Below are 13307 nucleotides of genomic sequence, written 5' to 3' on the forward strand. Positions count from 1 at the left end.
TTCGTCCTGAGCCAGGATCAAACTCTCCATCAAGGTCCAAACGACAGGAACCAGGGGCGAACCCGGAACCCGCCAAACCCGAAAGAGGAATCCGAAGATCCCAGCAAAACAACCCCCCGAAAGGGATCGCATTTGCCTCAAAGAAATCCCCGCACCCGAATCCGAAGATCCACGTGCACGGGGTGATCAGGCATTGCCTGATCTATAAAGGCACTGGCTTTTGTCACGCTGTTGAGTTCTCAAGAAACGGACACCCACCGTGCTCCACCCGCTCTCGCGGGCTTCACTCCGGGGCAACCCTTCAATCTTACTCGGTTTCTTTCGTCTGTCAAATCGGTCTGTAAGAACCGATTAACTCGCGAGTTCTTCCGAGTCACGGGCGTCAAACACCGGCCGGACCGAAGTCGGCTGACGTTTTTACCTCGTGGTGTGCCTGCCGGGCCGACCGCCGCTTCGGCGTTCTGCATCCCGTTTCAGGCTGACCGGACCATCGTACATCAGGTCCGAGACTGACTCGAACCGATTTCCAGATCCGGTTCCCCCAGGGCCGTCCGCCGGTGTCGGCGTCCCGCATCCCCTCGGGTGATGAGAACTCTAGGAGGCGCCTGGAGCATGGTCAAATCGGCGCCTGAGGATCTTGGTCTCCGGGCCTGGGGACGGCAGGTGAGCGTGCGGTACGGTTCGGCTCACCTCGTCCGGGTGGCTGGAGGGAGCGCAGCGTGTACCCGTTCCTCAGCGCCGCCGGCGGACGGTCGACGTCGGCCTCTCACCTGGTGGTGGCCGCGACCGTGGGGCCCTCTGTTCATGGTGTGCGGGCGTGGCGGTTCCGGCCTTCGGGCGACGGGATCGAGGTTCGCGCGGATCCGGCCTGTTTCCGGGCCATGGACGATCCTCACGGCCGGGGGCTTCACCTCGGGTGCGGAGCGGCCTTGGTGAATCTGAGGCTCGCCGCAGCGCAGCTCGGCCATGGGACGGTCGTCCGGCTGCTTCCCGATCAAGACGATCCGACTCTGATCGCGCGCGTGCGCGTGACGCGGGGACATCGCACCGCACGGGCTGAACGGCTTCTCTATGCGGCGACCATGCGTCCGTCGGCTGGGCGCCGGTCGGGCTTGGCGGGCCCGCCGACCGCGCCGTTCCTGAACGGTCTTGCTGAGGCCGCTCGGTTGGAGGGCGTCACGTTCCATCTGCTCTCGGCGAGAGGCGGCAGCGCTACCCGGCAGGCGGTGCTGAGCACTCGAGGAGATGGGCCCGGCTCGTGGGTGCGCACGGGGCAGGCCCTGCAACGGGTTCTGCTGGACGCGTCGGTGCGGTCGGCCTCGGTTTCGTTCATGTACGAGGTCGTGGACGAGCAGGGGTTGCGGCCGCTGCTCACTCCTGGGGACGTTCCGCAGGTCGTGCTCGAGGTGTCGGGGCCGGTGGCCCGGGCTAGGGCTTGCGGCGGAAGTGCGAGAGCACGAACGACAGCGGCACCGGATGCGGGTCGGGTAGCGCGCTGAGTCTCTCGGCGAGGACGTCGGCCGGGATGTGGTGCGCGCTCGGGCCCATGCCTACGAGAGTCAGGATCTCCTCGTGCGCGAGGGACGCCTCGAACTCCAGCTCGTCGCGTGAGACGAGGTCGAAGTGGTCGGCGAGGGTGGCGTCGGTGCGTTCCGACTTCTGCTCGTCCACCTTGAGGAGGCCGAGGGCGTCCACGAGGGGGCCCATGTGCCGGCTGGACGGTGTGACCACGACGAGCGAGCCGTCCGGGTGGAGGACGCGGTGGAACTCACCGGCGTTCCTGGGTGCGAAGACGTTGAGGATGGCGAGCGCCGATCCGTCCGCGACGGGGAGCGGACGCCAAAGGTCCGCGACGATCGCGCCTATGCGCGGGTGCGCACGAGCCGCGCGTCGGGCGGCGTGCTTGGAGATGTCCAGGGCGAGGCCGGGGGTCTTCTGCCACTGGGGTCCGTCCAGGACGGTGCTCAGGTAGTAGCCGGTGCCGGCGCCCGCGTCGAGGAGGCAACCGTGGTGTGCGTCCGGTTCATCGAGTGGGGTCGGCACCAGGTGTGCCAGTGCCTTGGCCATGGGGGCGAAGTGTCCTGCGGTCAGGAACGCGTCGCGCGCACGGACCATCTCGGGGGTGTCGGCGGTGCCGGGACGGGCGTTGCCGGGGAGCAGGTTCGCGTAGCCCTGCTTGGCGACGTCGAAGCTGTGCCGTTCGGGGCAGCGCAGCCCTCGGTCGTCCTGTGCGAGGGGTTGTCCGCACACGGGGCAGGTCAGGTATTCGACGACGTCGGCGAGCACCCGTCCATCATCGTGCATCCCGCGTGTACGACGTCCGGCCGCCCCGTGGTGGGGCGGCCGGAAGGGACGGTGTGCGTCAGCCCTTGAGGCGGCGCCGGACGTCCTCCATGTCCAGGCCCTCGACCTGCTGGATGACGCTTTCCAGTGCCTGCTCGGGCAGCGCGCCCGGCTCAGCGAACACGATCACGCCGTCGCGGATCGCCATGAGCGTGGGGATCGAGGAGATCCCGAAGCGCTGGGACAGCTCGGGCTCGGCTTCGGTGTCCACCTTGGCGAAGGTGATGTCGTCGTGCTTCTCAGCGGACTTCTCGTACACGGGGGCGAACATGCGGCACGGTCCGCACCAGGCTGCCCAGAAGTCGACCAGGACGATGCCGTCGCCCTTGGCGACCTCGTCGAAGTTCTCAGCGGTCAGTGTGACCGTCGCCATGTCGTTTTCTCCTCGGTCCGGGTATCAGGTCAGGTAGAGCGGCGTACACCACCGAAGTATTCCCAAGTCGGGAATCACAGGGCGGTAATTAGCGTTCTCCTCTTAGGGAGATCGCACCGGAGAAGGGTCAGGATGGCTGCAACCCGTAACAAGGGCGACAGGGTCGACACCCCCGACAAGGACCTCGTCGGGGCGTATCTCGACCGGATCGGTCGCACCCCGCTGCTGGACGCGGTGGAGGAGGTCGACCTGGCGAAGGCGATCGAGGGCGGGCTCTACGCCGAGCAGCTGCTCGAGGAGGGCCGCGTGCCCTCCGGTACCGCGCCCGAGGAGCTTGAGGAGCTGGTCGAGGCGGGGCTGCGTGCCAAGCAGCGCTTCGTCGAGGCCAACCTCCGCCTGGTCGTTTCCATCGCCCGCAAGTACCCCACGGACTCGCTACCGCTCATCGACCTCATCCAGGAGGGCAACCTCGGGTTGATGCGCGCGGTGGAGAAGTTCGACTATCGACGTGGGTTCAAGTTCTCGACGTACGCGACGTGGTGGATCCGGCAGGCGATCGGACGTGGGCTGAGTCACACCGCCCGCACGATCCGGCTGCCCGTCCACGTGGAGGAGGAGCTGTCCCGGTTGCGGCGCGCGGAGCGTCAGCTGAGCCGTGAGCTGGGCCGTGAGCCCACCCGCGAGGAGCTGGCGCAGACCGTGGGCGCCGACCCGGAACACGTGGACGAGTTGCTGAGCTGGCGGCGCGACCCGGCCAGCCTGGACGCGACGGTCGACGACGCTGGCGAGACCGCCATGGGCGATCTGCTGCAGGACCCGGAGGCCGTGACGCCCGAGGCGGAGGTCGTGGCGCTGGACGACCTGGAGGGTCTCGGCCGCATGCTGGAGCGGTTGCCCGAGCGTGAGTCGGCGATCCTGCGCGCGCGTTTCGGCATGGACAACGGCCAGCCGCTGTCGTACGCGCAGATCGGCGCGCGGTACGGGCTGAGCCACAACCGTGTGCGCCAGATCACCGACCGTTCGCTGCGCCGGTTGCGGCAGATGGCGACCGAGCACGAGCCCGCGGCGCGCACCCTGACCGCCACCAAGGAACGTGCGATCCCCCACCCGGTGGATCCGCGTTCCCGCGTCCGGGCCGCCTGACCCTCCGTAGCCCCCGCAGCCCCGGACCCCCGCAGCCCTGGTCCGAAGACCTGCCGGACGCCGTCGCGAACCCCCTCGCGGCGGCGTTCGCCTTTCCCGGCACCGGTCCCGTGGCCATTCCGGCGCCCGTCCCGTCGCCTTTCCGGTGTCCGTCCTGTTGCCACCAGGTGTCGGATTCATGCCGACTGCGTGGTCCTGCTAGTACCGGCGGCCCTCAGGTGCCCTAGCCTTGTCCACTGTGAGTACATCTAGCGTCACGGGGGAGCTGGACGCCTGGCGCGGCCTCCCGGCACTGCAGCAGCCCATGTGGGACGACCCGGCCGAGGTCGCGGCCGTGACGGCCGAACTCGCCAAGCAGCCCCCGCTGGTGTTCGCGGGCGAGTGCGACCAGCTCAAGAACCAGCTCTCCGAGGTGACTCACGGGCGCGCGTTCGTCCTTCAGGGCGGCGACTGCGCGGAGACGTTCGCGGGGGCGACCGCCGACGACGTCCGCAACAAGCTCAAGACCCTCCTCCAGATGGCCGTGGTGCTCACCTACGCGGCCAGCGTGCCGGTGGTGAAGATCGGGCGGATGGCGGGCCAGTTCGCCAAGCCCCGGTCCAAGCCCGTGGAGGTGCGCGGCGGCGTGGAGCTGCCCGCCTACCGCGGGGACGCGGTCAACGGCCTGGCCTTCTCCGCCGACGCGCGGCGCAACGACCCGCGGCGGCTGCTGCAGGCGTACTTCTCGTCGTCGGTGACACTGAACCTGACCCGGGCGTTCACCAAGGGCGGGTACGCGGACCTGCGGCAGGTTCACGCCTGGAACCAGGACTTCGTGGCGCAGAGCCCGGCCGGACGGCGGTACGAGCAGCTCGCGGGCGAGATCGACCGGGCGCTGACGTTCATGAAGGCGTGCGGCGCGAACCCGGACGAGTTCCACGGCGTGGAGCTGTACTCCAGCCACGAGGCGCTGATCCTGGAGTACGAGCGGGCGCTGACCCGCATCGACAGCCGCACGGGGTCCCCGTACGACGTGTCGGCGCACTTCCTGTGGCTGGGCGAGCGGACCCGGCAGCTGGACGGCGCGCACGTGGAGTTCCTGCGGCACATCCACAACCCGATCGGGGTGAAGCTCGGCCCGACGACGACGGCCGACGACGCCCTGGCGCTGATGGACAAGCTGAACCCGCACGGCGAGCCGGGGCGGCTGACGTTCATCACGCGGATGGGCGCCGACCGGATCCGGGACGCGCTGCCGCCGCTGGTGGAGAAGGTGAGCCGCAACGGCTCGCCGGTCGCGTGGGTGTGCGACCCGATGCACGGGAACACCTTCGAGGCTCCGACCGGGCACAAGACGCGCCGGCTGACCGACGTGCTGGACGAGGTGGCCGGGTTCTTCGCGGTGCACCGGTCGCTCGGCACCCACCCCGGCGGCATCCACATCGAGTTCACGGGCGACGACGTCACCGAGTGCGTCGGCGGCGGGGACGAGATCGACGAGTCGGATCTGCCGCAGCGTTACGAGACGGCCTGTGACCCGCGCCTGAACCGCGGGCAGTCGCTCGACCTGGCGTTCATGGTCGCGGAGCTGTACCGCAAGACCTCCTGAACCCAGGAGCGAAGAAAGAAGAGCGAACGGAGAAGGGGGACGCGGTCGCCGCGTCCCCCTTCTCCGTTCGTGCTCTTCTGAGCGCGCGTTCTAGAGGGCGACCTCGGCCCAGACGACCTTGCCGCCGGTGACGGGTTCGGCGCCCCAGGCGGTGGCGAAGCGGTCGACGATGAACAGGCCGCGGTGCGACTCGTCCAGGGGGCCGGGGACGGTGAGGCGCGGCAGCTGGCTGGCGCGGTCGCGGACCTCGACGCGGACGCGTCCGGCGGTGCGCTGGAGGCGCAGCTCCAGGGCCGTCCCCGCGTGCCGGACGGCATTGGCGACCAGTTCGGCGACGATCGCGGTGACGAGCTCCTCGCGTTCCATGAGCGCCCAGGTGCGCATGGTGCGGGCGGCGAGGCGGCGCGCGTACTCCACGGCCTCGGTCTGCGGCGCGGCGCGCAGGGTGGTCTCGGTCACAACTCCGGTCATCAACCCACTCCCTCTTCGGCCCCACCGATGAGGAACCGGTCCAGGCCCGTGGTGCGCAGGACGTTCTCGACCCGTCCGTAGGCACCGGTGACGGTCAGCGAGGCGTTCTGGGCGCGGGCGTGCTTGTAGGCGCGCACGAGCACGTTCAGCCCGGACGAGTCGCAGAAGTCCACGGCGGTGAGGTCGACCACCACGGCGCGCTCTCCGGCGTCGAGCAGCTCGGTCAACCGGGCCCGCAGCTCGTCGGAGGAGTGCAGGTCGATGGAGCCGCGCGCGGCGATCGTCGCGCGGCCGTCACCTCGTGTCGTGTGCAAGGCCAGACCCACGCCACACCACCTTACCGATAGCCGTTCTCATCATGACGCGCGCAGGACGATGAGCGCGACGTCGTCGTTGGAGGGCTCAGGGCCGAAATCACGGACGACGCGCTGGATCCGCGCGGCGACGGCGCCCGCGCTGAGCCCCGCGCATCCGGCGAGGAGCCGTTCCAGGCCGGCGTCGTCGCCGAGCAGCCGCCCGCCGTGCCGGCGTTCGGTCACGCCGTCGGTGACGCAGAGCAGGACCTGCCCGCGGCGCAGTTCGACGGTGTCGGCGTGGAAGTCGACGTCGTCGAAGACGCCGAGGAGCGGCTGCGCGGTGCCGACCTCGTGAACCGTGCCGTCCGGGTCGAGGATCAGGGCCGGAGGGTGCCCGGCGCTGGTCAGGGCGATGGTCACGCCGTCCCGGCCGGGCCGCGGAGTGATCTCGCCGTGCAGGAGGGTGAGCAGGCGCCCGCGTTCGCCCTCGCCGAGGATCAGCCGGTTCAGCCGGGCCAGAACACCGGGCACCGGCAGTTCCTCGGCGGCGAGGATGCGCAGCGCGTGCCGGGCGAGGCCGGTGACGGCGGCGGCCTGCGGGCCGGTGCCGCACACGTCGCCGATCGCGAACCGCCAGCGGTCCACCGGGCCGGTGACGGGCGGGCCGCCGGGGCCGCCCTCCCGCTCGGGGCATTCGAACACGTCGTAGAAGTCGCCGCCGACCTCGCTGCCCTCCCCCGCGGGTTCGTAGACGACCGCGACCTCCAGGCCGGGGATGTCGGGGACGTCCGGTGGCAGCAGGCTGCGCTGGAGGGCGCTGCTCATGGCGGTCTGCGCCGAGTACAGGCGGGCGTTGTCGACGGCGAGGGCGGCGCGGCGGCTCAGCTCCTCGGCGAGCTCGATGGCGCTGCGCGGGAACCGGTCCCCCACCGGACGGCCGATGACGAGGGCGCCGATGCGGCGGCCGCGGGCGACGAGCGGGAAGGCGAACACGGTGCCCGCCACGTCCGGGCCGGTGACCTCGGCGAGGCCGTACCAGGGGCCGGGAGTGTCCGGGCGGGGGCCCTGCGCGGCGCGGTCGAGTTGGGCGCGCAGGGCGTCGGCGCGGGTCTCGTCGGCGTGCCAGACGTAGGCGAGGGCGGGTGGTCCCGCGTCGGTGTCGGTGTAGACGGCGCACCAGGTCGCGAGGCGGGGCACGACGAGCTGGGCGACCAGGGCCATGGTGCGCTCCTGGTCGAGCGTGCCGGCGAGCAGGTCGCTGGCCTCGGCGACGAAGCTGAGCCAGCCGCGCCAGGACCGTTCCAGCTCCCCGACGCGCGCCTTCTCCAGGGAGAGCGCCATCTCCTCGGCGATGCGGCCCAGGCGGGCGGCGTCGGCGGGGTCGAACCGGCCCGGCTCGGCGGACACCGCGACGACCAGGCCGGTGAGGCGGCCCTGGCTCTCCAGGGGCGCGGCGGCCATGGAGCGGGCGCGGAGCGCGGCGGCGACCGGGTCGGAGGCGTCGGCGGCGATCCAGGGGGCTCCGGCGCGTGCGTCGGGGCCGAGGTTGACGACCGACAGCTCGTCCGGGCCGGGTTCGGTCGTCAGGCCCGCGGACGCGGCGACGACGAGGGTGCCGTCGCGTTCGGTGAGGAGGACGGCCGCGCCTTCGGCGTGGAGCAGGTCGCGGACGGAGGAGAGCGCGTCCTCCAGGGACTCCACGCCCGCGGGGGTGCGCAGGAGCCGGTCGCTCGCCGCGGGCAGCGCGGGCGGCTCGGAACGCCGCACCGTGGGCGCTCCGGAGCCGCGTGCGGGCTTGTGGACGGCGGCCCGCGCCGCGGCGGTGCCGTCCGTGTGATGGGAACGGCTTCCGTTCGGTGCGCCGGGGCCGCCCGCCGGACGGCGGGCGGTGGCCGGGTCGACCTCGGGGGCGCCCCAGCCGGGGTCGGCGGGGGTCCGTCCGGGGCGTCCGGCCGAGGGAGCGGCGGACGTCGTCGCGTCGGTCCCCGCCGGGTCGGGACGCACCGGGAAGCCCGGACGGCGGGCGAAGTCGTCCGTCGGGGGCTCCTCCGGCTCAGGCCCTGGGCGGGTCAGCCGGAACCAGATGCCCTTGCTCTCGTGGTCGTAGTCGACGCCCCAGGACGCGGCGAGCCGGGCGATCGACGGCAGGCCGCGGCCGCTCGCGGCGGTCACGCCGGGCATCACCGGCGTCCGGGTGGGGTGCCGGTCGCGGACCTCGATCTGGATCTCGTCGTCGGTGAGGCTGCAGATCACGTCGAAGGCGGTGCCCGCGTAGGCGATCGCGTTCGTGGCGAGCTCGCTCGTCGCCAGCACCGCGTCGTCGGCGGCGTCGGAGAGCCCCCACTCGCGGAGGGTCCGCTGGACGAAGCGGCGGGCTTCCGCCACGGAGGCCGCAGCGGACGGGAAGGTGGCCGCCGCCGTGTGCCGATCCAATGCCGTCCCTCGCTCGTCGTCACTTCTCAGTCCGGCCGCACATCCGAGTCCGGCCGCCGTGACAGACTGGCTCGACCAGCCGGGCGCCGGGACCGTCCGCCGTGCTCGCGCCGGGACAGACCGTAACACGAAGCCTGTGGGGGGCGGGTGCGGTCGCCCGTGGCGGCATCGCGGGGCGGTGCCGCGGACCGGCCGGGAGGAGGGTTCCGGCACACGGCCGCCGAGCCAGTGGCGACGTAGAGTACAGATGCGGGCCGGACGAGGCGCCCGAGCCAGCGGGCACCCGTCGGCCAGGAGGATGAACTGATGCCCCGTAGCGCCACGCGATCCCGAGCGGGTGACGGTGTCTCGCGCGACACCACCCCGCGGTACAGCGACGCCGACCTGGAACCGCTGCTGCGGGCCCTGGCGGCCGTCCGGGACGGCAGGCTGCGCACGCCCGTCGAGGTGACCGGCGAGGGCGCCGTCGCCGAGGCCATGGCGGTGCTGGACCAGATCCGCGACAACGGCCACCAGGTCGCCTCCGGGCTGGCCCGGGTGCGCCGCGAGATCGGACGCGACGGGCAGCTGCGGGGCCGGCTCACGCCGGGCACGCTGCGCGGCTCGTGGGCCGGCGCCGTGGAGGACTCCAACGCCATCCTGGACAAGCTGACCGACCTCGCCAACGGCATGTACAAGGTGGTGGAGGCGGTCGCCAAGGGCGACCTGACCCAGCGGGTCGAGCTGCGCGCGGGGGGCCGTCCGATGCGGGGCGAGCTGCTGCGGATGGCCAAGTCGGTGAACGCGATGGTCGAGCTGCTCGACCAGTTCACCTGGGAGGTCACGCAGTTCGCCCGGGAGGTCGGCACCGAGGGGCGGCTCGGGGGCAAGGCGTCCGCGCGGGGCATGGCGGGACGCTGGCGGGACGTGACCACCGCCGTGAACGTGATGGCCGACCGGCTGACCAGCCAGGTCCGCGACATCGCCGAGGTGACGACCGCGGTGGCGCGCGGCGACCTGACCCGGAAGGTGACGGTCGAGGCGGCCGGTGAGCTCCAGGAGCTGAAGCTCACCGTGAACCAGATGGTGGACACGCTGTCGGCGTTCGCCGACGAGGTGACCCGCGTCGCCCGCGAGGTCGGCACCGAGGGGCAGCTGGGCGGGCAGGCGAAGGTGCACGGGGTGTCGGGGGTCTGGAAGGACCTCACCGACAACGTGAACGCGATGGCGAACAACCTGACGAGCCAGGTCCGCAACATCGCGCAGGTCACGACGGCGGTCGCGGACGGCGACCTCACCAAGAAGATCACCGTCGGCGCGCAGGGCGAGATCCTGCAGCTGAAGTCGACGGTGAACCAGATGGTGGACACGCTGTCGGCGTTCGCCGACGAGGTCACGCGCGTCGCGCGCGAGGTCGGCACCGAGGGACGCCTCGGCGGGCAGGCGCGGGTGCCGGGCGTGAGCGGCGTCTGGAAGGACCTGACCAGCAACGTCAACGGCATGGCGTCCAACCTGACCTACCAGGTCCGCAACATCGCGCAGGTGACGACGGCGGTCGCGGGGGGCGACCTCACCAAGAAGATCACCGTGGACGCGCAGGGCGAGATCCTCCAGCTCAAGGACACCATCAACACCATGGTCGACACCCTGTCGGCCTTCGCCAACGAGGTCACGCGCGTCGCCCGCGAGGTCGGCACCGAAGGACGCCTCGGCGGACAGGCGAAGGTGCACGGGGTGTCGGGGATCTGGAAGGACCTCACCGACAACGTCAACTCGATGGCGAACAACCTGACCGTCCAGGTGCGCGGGATCGCGCAGGTCACGACGGCGGTCGCGCACGGCGACCTCACCAAGAAGATCACCGTCGGCGCGCAGGGCGAGATCCTCCAGCTCAAGGACACCATCAACACCATGGTCGACACCCTGTCGGCCTTCGCCAACGAAGTGACCCGCGTCGCCCGCGAGGTCGGCACCGAAGGACGCCTCGGCGGACAGGCGAGCGTGCCCGGCGCGGGCGGCATGTGGAAGGACCTGACCGACAACGTCAACGGCATGGCGTCCAACCTGACCTACCAGGTCCGCAACATCGCGCAGGTGGCGACGGCGGTGGCCGACGGCGACCTGACCAAGCGGATCGACGTGGACGCGCAGGGCGAGATCCTGTCGCTGAAGACGACGCTGAACACGATGGTGGACACGCTGTCGTCGTTCGCCTCCGAGGTCACCCGCGTCGCCCGCGAGGTCGGCACGGAGGGACGGCTCGGCGGGCAGGCCGAGGTCGAGGGCGTGTCGGGCACGTGGAAGCGGCTGACCGAGAGCGTGAACGAGCTGGCGTCCAACCTGACGACGCAGGTGCGGGCGATCGGCGAGGTGGCGAGCGCGGTGGCGCGCGGCGACCTGACCCGGACGATCACGGTGGAGGCGCGCGGCGAGGTCGCCGAGCTGTCCGACAACGTGAACCTGATGGTCACGACGCTGCGCGAGACGACCCGCGCGAACGAGGAGCAGGACTGGCTCAAGACCAACCTGGCCCGGATCGGCGGGCTCATGCAGGGGCACCGCGACCTCTACCAGGTCGCGAACCTCATCATGAACGAGCTGACCCCGACCGCCAGCGCCCAGTACGGCGCGTTCTACCTGGCCGAGGGGCAGCCGGGCGAACGCGAGCTGGTGCTGATCGCCGGGTACGGGATCCCGCGGGAGCGGCTGCGCGGGGTCCGGTTCCAGCCCGGTGAGGGCCTGGTCGGGCAGGCCGCGCTGGAGCGCCGGACGGTGCTGATCGCGGGTGCCCCGGCCGACTACGTGAAGATCGGCTCGGGGCTGGGCGAGGCGTCCCCGGCGAACGTGATCGTGCTGCCGATCGTGTTCGAGGACGAGGTGCTGGGCGCGATCGAGCTCGCCTCGTTCTCCCGCTTCACCGACGTCCACCTGGCGTTCTTCACCCAGCTCATCGAGACGATCGGGGTGACGCTGAACGCGATCCGGGCCAACACCCGGACCGAGGCGCTGCTGACGGAGTCGCAGCGGCTCGCGCAGGAGCTCCAGGAGCGGTCGGACGAGCTCCAGCGGCAGCAGGGCGAGCTGCGGCACTCCAACACCGAGCTGGAGGAGAAGGCGGCGCTGCTCGCCCAGCAGAACCGGGCGATCGAGATCCAGAACTTCCAGATCGAGCAGGCCCGGCGGACGCTGGAGGAGCGCGCCGAGCAGCTCGCGGTGTCGTCGCGGTACAAGTCGGAGTTCCTGGCGAACATGTCGCACGAGCTGCGGACGCCGCTGAACAGCCTGCTGGTGCTCGCCAAGCTCCTGTCGGAGAACCCGGGCGGCAACCTCACCGACAAGCAGGTGGAGTTCGCCCGCACGATCCACGACTCGGGCACCGACCTGCTGGAGCTCATCAACGACATCCTCGACCTGGCCAAGGTGGAGGCGGGCAAGATGGAGCTGCACCCGCAGCGGCTGCCCGTGTCGGCGCTGGTCGACTATGTGGAGGCGGCGTTCCGTCCGCTGTCGGTCGACAAGGGGCTGGAGTTCGGGGTCGAGGTCGCGCAGGGCGTCCCGGAGACGCTGTTCACCGACGAGCAGCGGCTCCAGCAGGTGCTGCGGAACCTGCTGTCCAACGCGGTGAAGTTCACCGCCGAGGGGCAGGTGAAGCTGGCCATCGAGCCCGCCGGGGACACCGAGTTCGCGCTGGCCTCGCTGTGGCAGACCCCGAACGTGCTGGCGTTCCGCGTGATGGACACCGGGATCGGGGTGAGCGCGGACAAGCTCCAGGTGATCTTCGAGCCGTTCACGCAGGCGGACGGCACCACCAACCGGCGCTACGGCGGCACCGGGCTCGGCCTGTCGATCAGCCGGAACATCGCGCGGCTGCTCGGCGGGGAGATCCAGGTCCGCAGCGAGCCGGGCAAGGGGAGCGTGTTCACGCTGTACCTGCCCGCGCACTACGCCGAGCCGGACGGGCGGCGGCGTCCGGCCGTCCCGCTGGAGGGGGCGGCGTCCCCCGCGCCCGAGCTGTCCCCGGTCGACCCGGTGCTCATCGGGGGCGGCGGCGGGGACGGCGCGTCCGTCCCGGACCTGCTCGTCCCGGCGCTCGCGCCCGCCGAGTCGGCCAACGGAGGCGCCAAGAACGGCGCCAACGGGAACGCCTCCGGGACGTCGGACTCGGTGCCGGGCGACGACGGCGGCACGGGCATCGCGGGCCTGCTGTCGGAGCCGCCCACCGACTTCACCGACACCATCCTCGCGGGCCGCAAGGTGCTCATCGTCGACGACGACGTCCGCAACGTGTTCGCCCTGACCAGCGTGCTCGAGGGGTACGGGATGGAGGTGTTCTACGCCGAGGACGGGCAGGCCGGCATCGACCTGCTGCACCGCAACCCGGACGTCGCGCTCGTCCTGATGGACGTGATGATGCCGGGCCTCGACGGGTACGCCACCACCGCCGCGATCCGCGAGATGCCGCAGTTCGCGGACTTGCCGATCATCGTGATCACGGCCAAGGTGATGAAGGGCGACCGGGAGGCGAGCCTCGCCGCGGGGGCGTCGGACTACGTGCCGAAGCCCGTCGACGTCGACCGCCTGCTGGAGGTCATGCGGGTCTGGCTCGGCCGCTCGGTCATCGGCTGACGCCGCGCCCCGGCGCACCCGGCACCGCCCCCCGGCGGCCGGTTCCGGCCGGGTG

8 protein-coding genes are annotated in these 13307 nt (G+C 71.3%); 3 read left to right on the top strand and 5 right to left on the bottom strand.

Annotated elements, in window-relative coordinates; all coding sequences use genetic code 11:
• Nucleotides 1–1428: 1428 nt before the first annotated feature.
• Nucleotides 1429–2304, bottom strand: coding sequence for a putative RNA methyltransferase (locus EBO15_RS29770; protein WP_233616519.1), 876 nt, complete (start codon nt 2302–2304; stop codon nt 1429–1431).
• A gap of 58 nt (nt 2305–2362) precedes the next feature.
• Nucleotides 2363–2716, bottom strand: coding sequence for a thioredoxin (trxA, locus tag EBO15_RS29775; RefSeq protein ID WP_122197789.1), 354 nt, complete (start codon nt 2714–2716; stop codon nt 2363–2365).
• 132 nt (nt 2717–2848) lie between these two features.
• Between trxA and EBO15_RS29780 the strand changes: the two genes are divergently transcribed.
• Together EBO15_RS29780 and EBO15_RS29785 are read left to right on the top strand one after the other, a co-directional pair.
• Complete coding sequence (locus EBO15_RS29780; RefSeq protein ID WP_233616520.1) at nt 2849–3859, top strand: sigma-70 family RNA polymerase sigma factor; 1011 nt, start codon at nt 2849–2851, stop codon at nt 3857–3859.
• Nucleotides 3860–4097: 238 nt separating this feature from the next.
• The gene (locus EBO15_RS29785; protein ID WP_199744890.1) at nt 4098–5447 is read left to right on the top strand and encodes a class II 3-deoxy-7-phosphoheptulonate synthase; all 1350 of its coding nucleotides are present in this window, start codon (nt 4098–4100) and stop codon (nt 5445–5447) included.
• Nucleotides 5448–5537: 90 nt separating this feature from the next.
• On the opposite strand, the gene EBO15_RS29790 is transcribed toward EBO15_RS29785, so the two are convergent.
• Genes EBO15_RS29790 through EBO15_RS29800 form a run of 3 tightly spaced genes read right to left on the bottom strand, consistent with a single transcriptional unit; the run spans nt 5538 to nt 8860 of the window.
• Entirely contained in the window at nt 5538–5918 is a 381-nt protein-coding gene (locus tag EBO15_RS29790) for an ATP-binding protein (RefSeq protein WP_122197790.1), read from the bottom strand.
• Nucleotides 5918–6244 carry an STAS domain-containing protein gene (locus tag EBO15_RS29795; RefSeq protein ID WP_122197791.1) on the bottom strand — a complete coding sequence of 109 codons (327 nt, stop codon included), beginning with the start codon at nt 6242–6244 and terminating at the stop codon, nt 5918–5920. The genes EBO15_RS29790 and EBO15_RS29795 overlap by 1 nt, the downstream gene beginning before the upstream one ends.
• 30 nt (nt 6245–6274) lie before the next feature.
• Nucleotides 6275–8860 carry a SpoIIE family protein phosphatase gene (locus tag EBO15_RS29800; RefSeq protein ID WP_407643392.1) on the bottom strand — a complete coding sequence of 862 codons (2586 nt, stop codon included), beginning with the start codon at nt 8858–8860 and terminating at the stop codon, nt 6275–6277.
• Between the two features lie 93 nt (nt 8861–8953).
• Here EBO15_RS29800 and EBO15_RS29805 point away from each other — a divergent pair, with 93 nt between their 5' ends.
• On the top strand, nt 8954–13252 hold the full coding sequence (locus EBO15_RS29805) for a HAMP domain-containing protein (protein WP_122197792.1): 4299 nt from the start codon (nt 8954–8956) through the stop codon (nt 13250–13252).
• The last annotated feature ends 55 nt before the right edge of the window (nt 13253–13307 follow it).

The organism is Actinomadura harenae (assembly GCF_003696215.1).
Taxonomy (GTDB): Bacteria; Actinomycetota; Actinomycetes; order Streptosporangiales; family Streptosporangiaceae; genus Spirillospora; species Spirillospora harenae.